17 protein-coding genes are annotated in these 15,038 nt (G+C 42.9%); all 17 read left to right on the top strand.

Going from position 1 to position 15,038, the window contains the following annotated elements:
* Positions 1-223: 223 nt before the first annotated feature.
* The gene (locus tag APA_RS17690) at positions 224-640 is read left to right on the top strand and encodes a hypothetical protein (RefSeq protein WP_201323578.1); all 417 of its coding nucleotides are present in this window, start codon (positions 224-226) and stop codon (positions 638-640) included.
* Positions 641-979: 339 nt separating this feature from the next.
* Positions 980-1,330, top strand: a complete 351-nt coding sequence (locus APA_RS17685) for a DUF5335 family protein (RefSeq protein ID WP_201323577.1) — start codon at positions 980-982, stop codon at positions 1,328-1,330.
* A gap of 84 nt (positions 1,331-1,414) precedes the next feature.
* Positions 1,415-2,986 carry an oleate hydratase gene (locus APA_RS17680; protein ID WP_201323576.1) on the top strand — a complete coding sequence of 524 codons (1,572 nt, stop codon included), beginning with the start codon at positions 1,415-1,417 and terminating at the stop codon, positions 2,984-2,986.
* 33 nt (positions 2,987-3,019) lie between these two features.
* Positions 3,020-4,069, top strand: a complete 1,050-nt coding sequence (locus APA_RS17675) for an NAD(P)-dependent alcohol dehydrogenase (RefSeq protein WP_201323575.1) — start codon at positions 3,020-3,022, stop codon at positions 4,067-4,069.
* A 261-nt stretch (positions 4,070-4,330) separates the two neighbouring features.
* The gene (locus APA_RS17670; protein WP_201323574.1) at positions 4,331-5,452 is read left to right on the top strand and encodes an NAD(P)-dependent alcohol dehydrogenase; all 1,122 of its coding nucleotides are present in this window, start codon (positions 4,331-4,333) and stop codon (positions 5,450-5,452) included.
* An 81-nt stretch (positions 5,453-5,533) separates the two neighbouring features.
* Positions 5,534-6,541 carry an NADP-dependent oxidoreductase gene (locus APA_RS17665; protein WP_201323573.1) on the top strand — a complete coding sequence of 336 codons (1,008 nt, stop codon included), beginning with the start codon at positions 5,534-5,536 and terminating at the stop codon, positions 6,539-6,541.
* Positions 6,542-6,733: 192 nt separating this feature from the next.
* Positions 6,734-6,916, top strand: coding sequence for a CsbD family protein (locus APA_RS17660; protein WP_201323572.1), 183 nt, complete (start codon positions 6,734-6,736; stop codon positions 6,914-6,916).
* An 86-nt stretch (positions 6,917-7,002) separates the two neighbouring features.
* The gene (locus APA_RS17655) at positions 7,003-7,158 is read left to right on the top strand and encodes a lmo0937 family membrane protein (protein WP_201323571.1); all 156 of its coding nucleotides are present in this window, start codon (positions 7,003-7,005) and stop codon (positions 7,156-7,158) included.
* Positions 7,159-7,616: 458 nt separating this feature from the next.
* On the top strand, positions 7,617-8,162 hold the full coding sequence (locus APA_RS17650; protein ID WP_201323570.1) for a hypothetical protein: 546 nt from the start codon (positions 7,617-7,619) through the stop codon (positions 8,160-8,162).
* A gap of 218 nt (positions 8,163-8,380) precedes the next feature.
* Complete coding sequence (locus APA_RS17645; protein WP_201323569.1) at positions 8,381-9,067, top strand: BON domain-containing protein; 687 nt, start codon at positions 8,381-8,383, stop codon at positions 9,065-9,067.
* Between the two features lie 88 nt (positions 9,068-9,155).
* The gene (locus tag APA_RS17640) at positions 9,156-9,572 is read left to right on the top strand and encodes a hypothetical protein (protein WP_201323568.1); all 417 of its coding nucleotides are present in this window, start codon (positions 9,156-9,158) and stop codon (positions 9,570-9,572) included.
* 248 nt (positions 9,573-9,820) lie between these two features.
* Positions 9,821-10,510: a BON domain-containing protein gene (locus APA_RS17635; protein ID WP_201323567.1), complete on the top strand. Its 690-nt coding sequence runs from the start codon at positions 9,821-9,823 to the stop codon at positions 10,508-10,510.
* 85 nt (positions 10,511-10,595) lie between these two features.
* Entirely contained in the window at positions 10,596-11,162 is a 567-nt protein-coding gene (locus APA_RS17630; protein ID WP_201323566.1) for an HdeD family acid-resistance protein, read from the top strand.
* Positions 11,163-11,276: 114 nt separating this feature from the next.
* Positions 11,277-11,867 carry a Dps family protein gene (locus APA_RS17625; RefSeq protein ID WP_201323565.1) on the top strand — a complete coding sequence of 197 codons (591 nt, stop codon included), beginning with the start codon at positions 11,277-11,279 and terminating at the stop codon, positions 11,865-11,867.
* A gap of 119 nt (positions 11,868-11,986) precedes the next feature.
* A complete protein-coding gene (locus APA_RS17620; protein WP_201323564.1) occupies positions 11,987-13,279 on the top strand; it encodes an NAD(P)/FAD-dependent oxidoreductase in 1,293 nt (430 codons plus the stop codon).
* Positions 13,280-13,304: 25 nt separating this feature from the next.
* A complete protein-coding gene (locus tag APA_RS17615; protein WP_201323563.1) occupies positions 13,305-13,502 on the top strand; it encodes a hypothetical protein in 198 nt (65 codons plus the stop codon).
* 596 nt (positions 13,503-14,098) lie between these two features.
* On the top strand, positions 14,099-14,914 hold the full coding sequence (locus tag APA_RS17610) for a potassium channel family protein (RefSeq protein ID WP_201323562.1): 816 nt from the start codon (positions 14,099-14,101) through the stop codon (positions 14,912-14,914).
* The last annotated feature ends 124 nt before the right edge of the window (positions 14,915-15,038 follow it).

Raw genomic sequence — 15,038 nt, 5'->3', positions numbered from 1 at the left:
AATAATCATGCGCGATCGCATTATTTATATTCAAAAACATCACACGCCTTTGTTTATCACTTTATGCTAAACGAGCTACTTTGTTTGCGTTTTATATCGTATTCAAGCAATTCATTCATGAAGTAAAACACCCGCCTGTCAAATTGTTTTCATAAACTATGGAGGCTCAATCGATTTTGGTTCAGCATTTTTCTAACACAATAAAATTAATAGAGAGATAACCGTGAGTACTACAATTGACAAATTCACTAAACAACTCCATGACAATTTAGAAATGGTTGAAGAGCGGATGAAATCGCTAAGAGATCATATTCAGTTTGTGCCTAAGCAACCTCATGTTGAAATTCAGTCAAGACTCGATGAAGCAAAGACGAATCTAAGTACTAAGAAGGTAGAATTTGAAGGCTATCGAGCCAAGCTGCGAATTCAATTTGAAGAAAAAGAATCTGAGTTGAATTCCAATGTCGAGGAATGGAAATCATGGCGCGAAATCAACAGGCTTGAGCTGCGTGCAGATAAAGCTGAGGACTATGCAGCTAGAGCAACCTACTTGGCAATCGCGACAATGGAAGAAGCCGAAAAAGCAACATTGGAAGCGATCGCAGCCCGACTAGATGCAGAAGTTGCGGGAACTCCATAAAGGTTTTTTGTTTTCAAATGAGTATGCACTCATTTGAAAACCGCTATAGACAAACATTCAAGAAGAAGTCACATCAAAAGTGTAGTCACACTTTTGATGATTGGTATTAGTGTAGCAATTTGTATCGTAATCAATCAATTCAATTAATTCATTCAGGAAATCAATCGATCTTCTGTAACTCTATAAGTAACTCGACATAATTATTAAAAACCCATAGCCAAAATCTGTACCGCCCGTGTAGCAGGCGGTACAGATTTTGGGGTTTTATATTTAATTGTGCCTAGCTACTTAGAAGGCAATACCAAATTCTGAGTTACTAATTTTTTTGCGAGGAATCCTATGACGAATACAATCGCCCTGAGTAAATCTCTACCCATTGTGCAATGGGAGAAATTTTTCGACCAGTTTTCTGGTGATAACCGTGGACGACATATTGCGATCGAAATTATTGATTCAGAACTCGGTGACCAAGAGCTGATTAAGAATGCACCTTTGTTGGCGATGATTTACGATCGCCCTGACAAAGGCAATAGCTTGGCGATCGAAGTGGGTAAAGATCAAATGAACTATGCTCACACAGTCGATTCACCAACAGAAATTTCAACAGCACAGAATGCTAGCGGTGACATTGTTGCAATTTGGATCGCTGATGCTGCTGGGAGAAAAACACTGGTCAAATTAGAGGCCTAAAGAAGTGATAGTATGCTGCGCTCAGCGCAGCATACTATCACTTCTTTAGCCAGACAAACCAATTTTTTCAGGAGTTCTATTAACATGAATAATGAATCTAAAGCATATATGTTGGGTGGTGGGATTGGCTCTTTAGCCGCCGCTGCTTTTATGATTCGTGATGGTGGATTCTCTGGGGCAAATATTTTTGTTTTAGAAGTGAAGCCGCTTCTAGGTGGGAGTATGGATGGAATTGGGAATCCTGTGGATGGCTATTCGATGCGTGGAGGTCGGATGGTAACGACTGACAATTATGAATGCACTTGGGATCTTTACAAGTCGATTCCTTCCCTAAATTCGCCACACAAAACCGTATTTGACGAAACGATGGAGTTTAATGAGCAGCACAAGTCAAATTGTATGGCGCGACTCGTCGATCGTCGTCGAGGGAAAGTCCCTGTCAGTTCAATGGGCTTTTCGATGCAAGATCGTCAAGAGCTACTAAAGCTCAGCCAAACTGAAGAAAAAGAGCTGGCTGCTAGTCGAATTACAGATTGGCTCTCTCCAGAATTCTTCGAGACTGAATTCTGGTATATGTGGTCTACTACCTTCGCTTTCCAACCTTGGCATAGTGCTGTTGAATTCAAGCGTTATTTACATCGCTTTATGCTCGAATTTTCTCGGATTGAAACCCTCGCTGGAGTGAAGCGGACAATCTACAATCAGTATGATTCATTAATTTGTCCTTTGCAGAGTTGGCTTGTATCCCAAGGAGTTAACTTTGTCCTAGATTCCAAAGTATTAGATCTCGATCACCGCACGGAAGAGAATAAATTTGTCGTCACGAGCATCCATTATCAGCAACATGGCGATCGCAAAACAATTGAAGTTAACAGCAACGATTTTGTTTTTCTCCAAAATGGCTCTATGACCGATGCCTCCAGTTTGGGTTCGATGACCAGTGCGCCGCCAAAATTGATTAAACAGGACTGCACCAGTTGGAACCTATGGGAAAAGCTGGCGATGAATAACCCAGGGTTTGGTAATCCTTCTGTCTTCAACAGTAGTATTGCCGAATCTCTTTGGGAATCTTTTACAGTCACCCTATCGACCCCTACATTCTTCAATAAGATGTTGGAATTTAGTGGCAATCAAGCGGGAACTGGAGGACTTGTCACTTTTAAAGACTCCAATTGGCTGATGTCAATCGTACTTGCTAATCAACCCCATTTTAACAATCAACCTGCAAATGTACAGGTTTTCTGGGGATATGCACTCTTTCCCGATCGCGTGGGGGATTTTGTTCCCAAACCAATGTCCGATTGCAATGGTGAAGAAATTCTTCGAGAGCTGTGCGGTCATTTACGATTCGATCTAGATGTGGTTGCTTCAGCAAACTGCATCCCTTGCCGAATGCCATATATTACCAGCATGTTTATGCCGCGATCGCATAGCGATCGACCATTACCAATTCCTCACAGCTCAAAAAACCTCGCTTTCATCAGCCAGTTTGTCGAAATTCCTGATGATGTTGTTTTTACGGTCGAGTATTCAGTAAGAGCTGCACAAATGGTGGTCTATGAATTCCTAAAGATCGATCGCCAGATTCCACCCGTTACACCTCATGACAAGTCTTTGCTAGTTCAGTTTGAGGCTTTAGTCAAAGCATTTAAGTAAGTTTATCCATACAAATTATTAGGAGAAAAAACGATGAAAACGAATGCCTACGCTGCCCAAAGTGCCACAACTCCCCTTGCGCCCTTTATGTTTGAACGCCGTGAACTTGGCAAACATGATGTGCAGATCGAAATTCTATATTGCGGCGTGTGTCACTCCGATTTGCACACCGTCCGCAGCGAATGGAGCAGTACCACCTACCCTTGCGTCCCCGGTCACGAAATCGTCGGGCGGGTCAAGAACGTTGGTGCAAAAGTCAATAAATTTAAAAAAGGCGATACGGTTGGGGTGGGTTGTATGGTCGATTCCTGCCTTACCTGTGCTAACTGCAAGGAAAACCTAGAGCAGTTCTGCGAAAAAGGTACGATTTGGACTTACAACTCTCCCGACAAACACAATGGTGGAATAACCTACGGTGGATACTCCGAGAGCATTGTGGTGGATAAAGAATTTGTGCTAAAGATTCCGAAAAATTTGGATCTCGCCGCCACTGCGCCATTGCTGTGCGCTGGGATTACGACTTATTCGCCCTTACGCTATCACAATGTGACCAAGGGTCAGAAAGTAGGCGTTGTTGGACTCGGTGGGCTAGGACATATCGGGGTGAAATTGGCGAAAGCTCTCGGTGCATACGTCGTAGTCTTCACTACCTCAGCGAACAAAGTTGAAGATGCGCTGCGGCTCGGAGCAGATGAAGTTGTCAATTCTAAAAATGAAGACGAGATGCAGAAACACCTAAATAGTTTCCACTTCATTCTCGATACCGTGTCTGCAAAGCATGATATTAACGCTTACCTCCTGATGTTGAGACGAGACGGCAACCTCACTCAAGTTGGAGTACCACCCGATCCACTTTTGCTTTCGGTCGGCAGCCTAATTTTCGGTCGGCGCAGTCTCAGTGGCTCTCTGATTGGCGGCATTAAAGAAACCCAAGAGATGCTGGATTTCTGCGGTAAGCACAATATTACTGCCGATATCGAACTTATCCCCATCCAAAATATCAATGAAGCCTACGATCGCCTCGTGAAAAGCGACGTGAAATATCGCTTTGTTATTGATATGGCTTCGTTAAAACAAGATTGATAAACCTTTACGACTGATAACGAAATGAGTTGTGAGAGGCTTCGACTTCGCTCAGCCAGCATATATCGTTGGCTGAGCGAAGTCGAAGCCCTATTTTTCTCATAAATGATTTAGGACTGCTATAGCATTTTAAGAGTTATGAGAAGCGCACCCGTAGGGTGCGCCTCTCATAACTCATTTCGGATTGCTATAGTTCAGTTTGAAGCTTTAGTGAAAGCGTTTAAGTGAGTTTATCCACACAAATAATCAGGAGAAAAAACGATGAAAACGAATGCCTACGCTGCCCAAAACGTCACTATTCCCCTTGCACCCTTTATCTTTGAACGCCGCGAACTTGACAAGCATGATGTGCAGATCGAAATTCTATATTGCGGCGTGTGTCAATCCGATTTGCATACCGTCCGCAGCGAATGGAACAGTACTACCTACCCCTGCGTCCCTGGTCACGAAATCATCGGGCGGGTTACCAACGTTGGTGCGAAAGTCCATAAATTTAAAGAAGGCGATACGGTTGGGGTGGGTTGCTTGGTCGATTCTTGCCTTACCTGTGCTAACTGTAAGGAAAACCTAGAGCAGTTCTGCGAGAACGGTACGATTTGGACTTACAACTCTCCCGACAAACACAATGGTGGAATAACCTACGGTGGATACTCCGAGAGCATTGTGGTGGATAAAGAATTTGTGCTAAAGATTCCGAAAAATTTGGATCTCGCCGCCACTGCGCCATTGCTGTGCGCTGGGATTACGACTTATTCGCCCTTACGCTATCACAATGTGACCAAGGGTCAGAAAGTAGGCGTTGTTGGACTCGGTGGGCTAGGACATATCGGGGTGAAATTGGCGAAAGCTCTCGGTGCATACGTCGTAGTCTTCACTACCTCAGCGAACAAAGTTGAAGATGCGCTGCGGCTCGGAGCAGATGAAGTTGTCAATTCTAAAAATGAAGACGAGATGCAGAAACACCTAAATAGTTTCCACTTTATTCTCGACACTGTGTCTGCACAACATAATATCAACGCTTACCTCCTGCTGTTGAGACGAGACGGCAACCTCACTCAAGTCGGAGTCCCCCCCGATCCGCTTTTGCTTTCAGTGGGTAGCTTAATTTTCGGTCGGCGCAGTATGAGCGGCTCTCTGATTGGCGGCATTAAAGAAACTCGATTCATCAAATCCACGACATTTAACCGCTTACGTCTCAGTGGCTCTCTGATTGGCGGCATTAAAGAAACCCAAGAGATGCTGGATTTCTGCGGTAAGCACAATATTACTGCCGATATCGAACTTATCCCCATCCAAAATATCAATGAAGCCTACGATCGCCTCGTAAAGAGCGACGTGAAATATCGCTTTGTCATTGATATGGCTTCATTAAAACAGGCTTGATAAACCATCGCTAGTTCAGTTTGAAGCTTTAGTCAAAGCGTTTAAATAAATCTTGTTTAAATGAATAATTAGGAAAAAATTATGACAGATGAAATAATTAGCAACGAGATCCGTCTAGCTTCCCGCCCCAATGGGATGCCAACCGCAGCTAACTTTGCGATCGCGCAGACCAAACTAGAGCCGCTTCAAGATCGACAGGTGTTGGTTCGCAATCTCTATATGTCAGTCGATCCATATATGCGCGGTCGCATGAGCGACAGGAAATCCTATGTTCCGCCCTTTGTATTAGGCAAACCCCTTGATGGCGGAGCAGTCGGAGAAGTGATCGAGTCCCGCGCTAAGGAATTTAAGCAGGGAGATTTTGTCATTTCCAACTTTGGCTGGCGAGAATACTTTATTGCTGCGCCGAAAGCGTTGCATCTGGTCAGTCGCCAGATCCAACCACTTTCAACTTATCTCGGCGCACTGGGTATGACGGGTATGACCGCTTGGGCTGGATTGAATTTAGTAGAAGTTAAAGCTGGTGACGTGATTTTTATTTCGGGCGCGGCTGGAGCCGTAGGTAGTGTTGCTGGGCAACTAGCGAAATTGCGCGGATGTTATGTGATTGGGGCAGCAGGCTCTACGGAAAAGGTCAAATTTCTACAGGAAGAATGTGGCTTTGATATCGCCTTCAATTACAAAGCTGCGCCTATCCTCGAACAATTAAACGAAGCAGTTCCCGATGGCATTGATGTCTATTTCGATAATGTCGGTGGTGAAACTCTGGAAGCAGCCCTCTCCACGTTAAGCATACATGGCAGGATCATTGCTTGTGGTGGTATTTCTGGCTACAACGAAGAAGGTCCACAGGCAGGCCCTTCTAATCTCTTTAACATGATTACTAAGCGATTGACGATGAAAGGGCTAATCGTTAGTGATTTCCTCGATCTTCAGAACGAATTTGAAAAGGAAGTGGGCGGCTATTTCCGAGAAGGCAAACTGAAGAACAAAGAAACCGTAGCGGTAGGTATCGAACAAGCTGTGAGTGCATTTATCGGACTCTTTTCGGGCAAAAATATTGGCAAGATGGTAGTGAAGTTAGATTAAGAGTCAAGATTGGCGGCGCGAAGCGCCGCCAATCTTGACATCTTTTGGTGAAGGTTTGTATCTTATTCAGTCAATTCAATCAATTCAATCAGGAAATCAAGCGATCGCCTGTCACAGTAGTTCCATAAGCCAGAGTTGTTAATTCATCTCTAGTATATATTCTCAAATCATTCTCAAATTAAGGAGTACATCATGAGTTTAGAAAATAGAGCTAAAGCTGCTACTAAAAACGTCGAAGGCAAGGTTCAAGAAACAGTCGGTGATATGACTGGGAATACGAAAGATCAGATGCAGGGCAATGCAAAACAAGCTGAGGCAAAAGTGCGTAATGCTGCTGAAGATGTCAAAGATGAAGTCAAAAAAGCTGTTGACTAATTAGTTGAGTAGGGGCAATTCATGAATTGTCCCTACGATGAAATGCGGTTCTCAAGACTTAAATATAAAAGGAAAAGGAGATCGTTATGAATCTAATCTGGACTGGTATTGGGGTTCTTATTATCCTCTGGGTATTAGGATTCTCTATTAACATTGGTGGTGGTTTAATTCATATTCTCTTGGTTTTAGCCGTAATTGGGATTGTCTACAACCTATTTATAGGCCGAGGACGAAGTATCTAAATTTCCATTTTTACAGCAATTTTCGATCAAACGAACCACAAGGAATTTTGTAAAAGTGATGCAAAGCAGTATCTTCACAAAATTTCTTGGTTCTGGTTTGATCGGAAATTGCTACATATAAACCCCAGAACAACATGAAAAACAATACCTAAGACAAATTTGAGTTAGACGGGAAAATTATTGGCAAGATCCATAAAGGATCTGAATTTCCTCAGTCTCCTGATCATCCCGATCCCATTGGGAAATTAACTACCAACATCTCCTTTGAAGGAGTAGTAATCGAAAATGCCGATAAAGTAGTTTTTAGAATTACGGAGGTAAACGATCACGGAAATAAGCAGATTGAGCAGATGAGAGAGAGGAACGCAAGCAATTACCGTAGGTCAAATTTTTTCGGTTGATGAATTAACTGGATGGGATATTAAACCTATTTAATATTTAAATAGAGGGAATTTAGGATGGCGTTAAAACATACAAATGCGATCGGTATATTTCCCGATCGCCAAAGTGTTGAGTCAGCGATCGCACAACTCAGAGAGACTGAGTTTCCAATGAATAAAGTTTCGGTAGTTGTCGAGCATCTTAATTCAACAGACACAACCATAGGAGGTTTAATAGAGCCAGTCGTGGAGTCTGAGAGACAGTTTGCCCGCGATCGCACGAGCACTCAAATCGGACATGGTGCTTTAGACGCTGGTGCTTTGGGAAGCGTTGTCGGTGGTATCGTTGCAGGACTCTCAACTCTAGCATTTCCCGCAGGTGGAGGTGCTGTCTTATTAGTTGGTATGGCAGCGGGAGCCTTTTACGGTGCTTTATCAGGTGGATTGCTAGGAGGTGCGATCGGCGCTGGTATTTCCGATGAACAATCTAAACACTACAGCGATCTTTTGGCGCATGGAAATTACCTAATAGCGATCGAAGGAACTGATACTGAAATCGATCTGGCTGAGTCAGTTCTGAAAACTGAAAATATTCAAGATTGGATAACTTTTGACAAGTTCTAGTTAGGACTTACGCAAAAGAACGAGATGTAGGGGCAATTCATGAATTCCCCCTACGATGTAATCAGGCTCTCAGGGTATTTTTGCGTAAGTCCTATCTTGTAAAGATTCATTAGATCTTTGTACAATCCATTCAATTTATACGTTAAACGTACAGGAACTCAAACAGCCCAATGAGATGGTAGTCAATGTAAACGGATTAAAACGTTACGAAAAACAATATGCCAACTCTTATCGCAGAAAAGACTGATACTGAAATCAAAACTGACGTATTTGCTGAACTCAAATATGAGCCGAGCGTAAAGGTTACCGATATCGGTGTCTTGGTAAAAAATGGAACCGTGACACTCAATGGCTACGCGACTAGCGCTGCTGAAAAATGGGAGGCTGTTCAGGCAACTAAACGGGTTGTTGGCGTGAAAGCGATCGCGGATGACATTGAAATCAAGCTTCACGAAACCTTTATCAATACCGACTCAGACATTGCTGCTGCCGCGATCCATCACATTGACTGGTTCACGACAATTCCTAGAGGATCAGTAAAAGTAACTGTTCGGAATGGTTGGATTACTCTCGATGGTGAGGTGGAGTGGCAATATCTCAAGATTGCTGCTGGACATTTTCTGCATCACTTGTCGGGTGTTAAAGGCGTATCTAACGAGATCTCGATCAAACCTAGATTGTCGGTAACAGAAGTCGCCACGGACATTAAATCAGCATTCAAGCGCAGTGCCATGCTTGATGCCAATAAGATTCAAATCGATGTTGCTGGAAGCAAGGTGACCCTCAAGGGTAAGGTTCGCAACTATGCCGAGTTGGAAGAAGCAGAACGAGCGGTTTGGGCTGCATCGGGTGTACTAACAGTTGATAATCAGCTATCTGTGCAGTGGTTTGGTTACGATGCTTAGAACGGAATGAGATAAATGGCGCGAAGCGCCATTTATCTCATTCAACGGGTTTAGAAAAACTCGATTAATAATCAATCAGGAAATGACCATGAGTACTACAGTTGACAACTTCACTAAAAAGCTTCATGACAATTTGGAGGCGGTTGAAGATCGAGTGAAATCGATAAGAGACAGCCTTCAATCTGTGCCGAAAAAAACTCAAGATGAGATTCAATCTAAACTTGATGAGGCGAAAGCAACACTCAACTCCAAGAAACATGAATTTGATGAATACCGCGCCAAGCTCAAAACTCAATTTGAGGAAAAAGAATCTGAGTTGAAGTCGGATGTCGATGAATGGAAATCGAGTCGGAAGGTGAAAAAGCTTGAACATCGAGCTGATAAGGCTGAAGACTATGCCGCTACTGCGATCGCTTTGTCTATAGCGACGATAGAAGAAGCTGAAGAAGCAACTTTGACAGCAATCGCCGCTAGACTAGATGCCGAAACTGCTGCAAAGACTTAGGCTATAGCGATTTTTTGTTGAGTTTGGCTCCAAAAAATGCATGGGAAATTTATAAATTTCCCATGCATTTTTTTGTGTTTTCGGTACAGCGGTTATTTGAAAACCGCAATAAGCTAGGTCTTTGAGTAAAGATTTGCTTTGTATTCATGCAATCAACTCAGTTTATACGTTGCTTAATCACGATATCAATCATTGAGATATGATGCTAGTTCTTGTAAATAGATCGTGCATAACGTTAAGAGAAATAAATGACCACACTTCTCTCTGTCCAAAAAACTGACACAGATCTCAAGACTGATGTGCTTGCTGAACTCAAATATGAGCCGAGTGTCAAGGTCACAGACATTGGTGTTTTAGTCAAAGATGGAACGGTGACTCTCAATGGCTATGCAACTAGCTCTAACGAGAAATGGCAAGCCGTGCAAGCGACTAGACGGGTTGCTGGCGTAAAGGCGATCGCGGATAACATCATAGTTAATTTGCCAAGTTCTTCGCTTCATACAGATGGAGACATCGCTACGGCAGCTGCGCACCACATCGACTGGTTCACATCAATTCCGAGGGGAACCATTAAGGTGACGGTTAGTGATGCTTGGGTCACACTTGAAGGTGAAGTCGAGTGGCAATACCTAAAGACTTCTGCTGAAAACTACCTGTATAATCTTTTGGGAGTTAAAGGAGTGTCTAATCTGATCACGGTCAAGTCCAGATTGAAGGCAACCGACATTACCAACGATATTAGAGATGCCTTCAAACGGAATGCGCAGTTAGATGCGAACAAGATTCGTGTTGAGACCTCTGGAAATAAGGTCACATTGCATGGCAAGGTTCGGAACTATGCCGAGCTAGACGAAGCCGAACGAGTTGCTTGGGGCGCACAAGGAGTGCATTCTGTGGACAATCAGCTCAAGGTGGAATGGTATAGATATGAATCGTAATGCTAGGGGCAGCGCAAAGCGCTACCCCTAACCCTAAAATCCTTAGCACTAACGAATAGAATAACCTAGTCGAGAGAGATTCAACATGAGCGTTACTGAATACGACGATACTGACGAGCAAGTTATTGGTTCTCAATGGATGACAGCGATCGCGATCATGATGATCGTGTTGGGTATTATTGCGATCATATTTCCCTTCTTCGCTACCATCGCTTCAACTGTTCTATTCGGTTGGTTATTTATTCTTGCTGGAATTACCCAAATCGCTTATGCCTTTCAGTCAAGAGGTACAGGTCAATTCGTCTGGAAAATAATTTTAGGCTTATTGTATCTCCTGTCTGGAATTTTCGTAATGTTAAATCCGCTCGAAGGAGCAGTTGCTTTCACCATAGTGTTGGGCATTACCATCTTCTTGCAAGGTATGATTCAGGTATCGCTCGCTTTTCAAATGCGTTGGATCTCTTTTAATTGGGGATGGATGCTTACGAGTGGACTCATGGGCATCATTTTCGGTATTTTTATTTGGTCTAGCTCTCCGCTTCGCGCCGTTTGGTTCATTGGCACTCTAATTGGAATAAATCTCTTGTTTGATGGAGTTTGGATGCTCACTTTACATTCAGGCGAGAAGATTACTATTTCACGTGAGATATAGCAATCCGAAAAGAGTTGTGATAGTTGCGCCCTGCGGGCGCAGCTATTACAACTCTTAAAAATCTATAAATCATTTTGGATTGCTATATAGCCCTCGAAAACAATTTACAATTTTATGCCAACCAATTCTTCCCTCTCAAATATTCCGATAGATTGTAGTCAACCTGTTTTACATCAGCAAGGACAAGAAATTCAGTCGTTTGGAACTATTCGCAACTTACCGATCGCTTTAGCTTGCAACATTCGTTTAGAGAGTTGTGGGCAGATCAACCAAATTCTTGCTGATAGCATCATTCTCTATAGCCTCTACAAAAAGCATCATTGGCTAATGCGTGGCAACACATTTTATCAATTGCATCTTTTACTCGATAAACACGCAAACGAGCAACTTACGCTGATTGATATGTTGGGCGAACGAGTGCAAACTTTAGGTGGTGTAGCGATCGCCGATCCGCGCCATGTTGCCGAAGTGACAAGGATTGAGCGTCCTCCTAATGGTGTGGAAGAAATTCCCGTCATGTTGTCGCGCTTGCTAGAAGGTCATGAGTTAATCCTGCGTGAAGTCCGAGAAGGAATTGCTCAAACTGCGGCAAATCGTGATGATGGAACTAATGACTTGCTAGTTAGTGATGTTCTACGAACAAATGAAACTCAGGTATGGTTTATAGCTGAACACCTAGTTGATACACCGCTAGTTCGCAGCTAATATAGCGGTTTTCATTTTGCCTACGGCAAAATGAAAACTCAAAACCTTTACTGGGACTGATTTTTTGTTTTGCAAATGAGTAAGCAATCATTTGCAAAACGCTATACGAGATAACGAATATGTCGAATACTGTAAACAAAATAGCTGAAGTCCCTCAACGATTAATTGCTCCCGAACCACTGCCAACTTTAATTTTAGGCGGCGGATTCACAGGCTTATTCACCGCATTACATTTGAGTCATCAGCAATACACAACTCCAACAATTCTGATCGATCGCGAATGGAATTTTATCTTTAAACCGCTATTGTATGAGTTTCTCAGTGGTGAGATGAACATGCAATTTATTCGTCATCGCTATGACGCTCTTTTACATAAAAGTGGCATTACTTTCATTCGTGATGAGGTGCAATCGATTGACCTACAGCAGCGACAGGTTCGCTTAAACTCTGGCTTGCATTACACCTATAGTAATTTAGTGCTGTCCCTCGGATCTGTCGCGGGTTACTTCGGCGTTAAAGGAGCTAGAGAAAATGCTTTAGCATTTCGTACCAGTGACGATGCGATCGCTTTAGCTTGGAAACTACGAGATTGTCTGCAACAAGCTACCCAAACTTTGGAACCACAGCAGAAAAAGAACTTGTTAACCATTGCTATTCTCGGCGCAGGATGTACTGGTGTGGAGCTAGCTGCCACGCTTGCGGATTTATTGCCAGCTTGGTACAGTCCATTAGGTGGAGACATTGCCGATATTCGGATAGTCGTAATTCAACGGGGTAAACAGATTCTCAAAGGTGACAGCGATCGCTTACGTCAGACCGCTCAAGAAGCCTTGAAAAAACGCACAATATCGGTAGAGGTGATGCTGGAAACTGCGGTAATTGAGATTCGCCCAAATGTAGTAGTTCTCAAACGAAATGACCAAATTGAAGAACTTGCTGCCGCGACAATTATTTGGACGACGGGAATTGTCATAAATCCACTCATAGATACCTTATCCATTCCTGAAGGTGGTCGAGACAAACAAGGGCGACTCAAACTAACCGATACTTTACAACTTATCGACTTCCCAGAAGTATTTGCAGGTGGTGATTGTACTGTAATGGAACAGCCTTTACCAGCCACCGCACAAGTGGCTTATCAGCAAGGAGTGGCAATCGCCCATAATTTACAAGCGCTATCTGAAGGTCACTCACCAATTGCGTTTGAGGCTGGGATGCGAGGCACTCTGATGAAACTTGGCTTAAGCGATGGTGTCGCGGAAATATACGATCGCTATGAGGTGAAGGGGAATCTCGGTCATTTAATTCGTCAGGCTGCCTACCTTCAGTTATTACCAACTCCTGCGCGCAACTTTAAGGCAACTGTTGAATGGTTATCTGATGAGATGTTCCATTGCATTGCTGGATTATGAGATATATACATTAAGGAAATTTTTTATGGAAACCACAAAAAAACGTAGCCAATATTTTAAATATATTCGCCATCTTCATCGCATTCTTGCCCCGATTATGTTGTTTCCTCTATTGCTAACCACTATTACAGGCATAATTTATCAAATCAAAGCCCAAATAAAGGCGGCGCGAAGCGCCGCCTTTATTTGGGCTTTATGTCCTAAGCAAATCTTGTATTGTTAGTGAAGCGACAGAACCCACCCATAATAGTGAGATGAACTTCCTAAGTTGATTGTGCTTGCCTTTACAACTGGTGCTTTGATGGTAGCGATCGCTGAAGAAATTATTCCAGAAGCGCATCAAACTCAGGATTCCAACTGGTAAATGTTGACGTTCATCGGGAGTTTTGCGCTTTCTATATTAGACCTCTTCTTATTTTGAATAGCCAAGCAACCCTTTTTATGTGATCGCTGTAATCACAATTTATATCGTAATCAATCAACTCACACACCAAATCAAATAGTATCCGTTCAGAGTATGAGTAGTGCAAAAAATTTATTTGATCTAGGTTATATAAAGATGCGTAATTTAATGACTCCTTTAACAGTATTAACGCAAAAACCGCTTCTCGAAGAAAGTCGGCAATCTAGTTCTATTAAACGCGATCTATTTATAAATCGTAGACCTAGATGCCCTTTTTGCTCAAGTCTTTTATCTGCTGATCAGGCTGAACCAGTATTTTATTCTGCCATATTCGTTTTGGCAGGCTTTAGCGGCACTATAGTCATTCCAGTCAGACAATGTCTCTAATTCAATAAGGTCTATCACTCTCATCCGCTATGAATAAATCGGAAAAGCCAGCCTTAAATCTAGCTTTAGATCAAGAGCGCAATCAAGTGCTGCAACAGTTTGAAGACTGGTTAGAGACTCCAATGTTGGTGCTAGGCTTTGCTTGGTTAGGACTATTTGTCATTGAGCTAGTTTGGGGACTTAATCCTCTCCTTGAAGCGATCGGCATCATCATTTGGATCGCCTTTATCGTGGATTTTGGCATCCAATTTCTTCTCGCTCCTCAAAAACTTTTTTATCTCAAACACAATTGGTTAACCGCTTTCTCACTGCTAATCCCAGCGCTGCGAACTTTTCGGATTGTGGGAGTAATTTATTCTTTGCAATCAGTTCATGCAGTTCGAGGATTACAGTTGCTGCGAGTGATGACAAGAATCAATAAAGGAATGAGAGTGTTAGGAGCAAGTATTGGTCGCCGAGGGTTTGGCTTTGTGTTGGGATTAACAACAATCGTCACTTTAATTGGCGCATCTGGAATTTATGTGTTTGAGCGCGAACTTCCTAATGGCACTATCACCGACTATGGTACGGCGCTGTGGTGGACTGCGATGGTGATGACAACGATCGGGTCTGACTTCTTTCCGAAGACAGCAGAAGGGCGAGTGTTATGTTTTTTGCTAGCTATGTATGCATTTGGCGTAAGTGGTTATGTGACGGCAACGCTTGCCACATTCTTTGTCGGTCAGGATGCCGAGAATGATGAGTCGGAACTAGCGGGGGCAAAATCGATTAAGGCTCTGCAAGTAGAAATTAGCGCCTTACGAACTGAGATTCAAATCCTAGCGAAACGCTCATCAGATCCATGATTTGAGTGTGTTCGATTACGTTTTATTTCGTATTCAATCAATTCACTCAGCAAACAAAACAACTTTCTGTCACATTAAGTAGCTATGCATAAGTAATCTTAAAACTTAGAAGCGTGGGTCGCCC

This window comes from Pseudanabaena sp. lw0831 (genome assembly GCF_016584665.1).
Lineage (GTDB): Bacteria > Cyanobacteriota > Cyanobacteriia > Pseudanabaenales > Pseudanabaenaceae > Pseudanabaena.
This window is presented reverse-complemented; position numbering and strand designations above follow the sequence as displayed.

Bases quoted from the DNA above. Each gene is read 5' to 3' on its own strand.
- APA_RS17635 (WP_201323567.1), top strand. From the start codon at position 9,821: ATGACCACACTTCTCTCTGTCCAAAAAACTGACACAGATCTCAAGACT.
- APA_RS17685 (WP_201323577.1), top strand. From the start codon at position 980: ATGACGAATACAATCGCCCTGAGTAAATCTCTACCCATTGTGCAATGG.
- APA_RS17650 (WP_201323570.1), top strand. From the start codon at position 7,617: ATGGCGTTAAAACATACAAATGCGATCGGTATATTTCCCGATCGCCAA.
- APA_RS17630 (WP_201323566.1), top strand. From the start codon at position 10,596: ATGAGCGTTACTGAATACGACGATACTGACGAGCAAGTTATTGGTTCT.
- APA_RS17620 (WP_201323564.1), top strand. From the start codon at position 11,987: ATGTCGAATACTGTAAACAAAATAGCTGAAGTCCCTCAACGATTAATT.
- APA_RS17610 (WP_201323562.1), top strand. From the start codon at position 14,099: ATGAATAAATCGGAAAAGCCAGCCTTAAATCTAGCTTTAGATCAAGAG.
- APA_RS17660 (WP_201323572.1), top strand. From the start codon at position 6,734: ATGAGTTTAGAAAATAGAGCTAAAGCTGCTACTAAAAACGTCGAAGGC.
- APA_RS17670 (WP_201323574.1), top strand. From the start codon at position 4,331: ATGAAAACGAATGCCTACGCTGCCCAAAACGTCACTATTCCCCTTGCA.
- APA_RS17645 (WP_201323569.1), top strand. From the start codon at position 8,381: ATGCCAACTCTTATCGCAGAAAAGACTGATACTGAAATCAAAACTGAC.
- APA_RS17665 (WP_201323573.1), top strand. From the start codon at position 5,534: ATGACAGATGAAATAATTAGCAACGAGATCCGTCTAGCTTCCCGCCCC.
- APA_RS17675 (WP_201323575.1), top strand. From the start codon at position 3,020: ATGAAAACGAATGCCTACGCTGCCCAAAGTGCCACAACTCCCCTTGCG.
- APA_RS17640 (WP_201323568.1), top strand. From the start codon at position 9,156: ATGAGTACTACAGTTGACAACTTCACTAAAAAGCTTCATGACAATTTG.
- APA_RS17680 (WP_201323576.1), top strand. From the start codon at position 1,415: ATGAATAATGAATCTAAAGCATATATGTTGGGTGGTGGGATTGGCTCT.
- APA_RS17625 (WP_201323565.1), top strand. From the start codon at position 11,277: ATGCCAACCAATTCTTCCCTCTCAAATATTCCGATAGATTGTAGTCAA.
- APA_RS17655 (WP_201323571.1), top strand. From the start codon at position 7,003: ATGAATCTAATCTGGACTGGTATTGGGGTTCTTATTATCCTCTGGGTA.
- APA_RS17615 (WP_201323563.1), top strand. From the start codon at position 13,305: ATGGAAACCACAAAAAAACGTAGCCAATATTTTAAATATATTCGCCAT.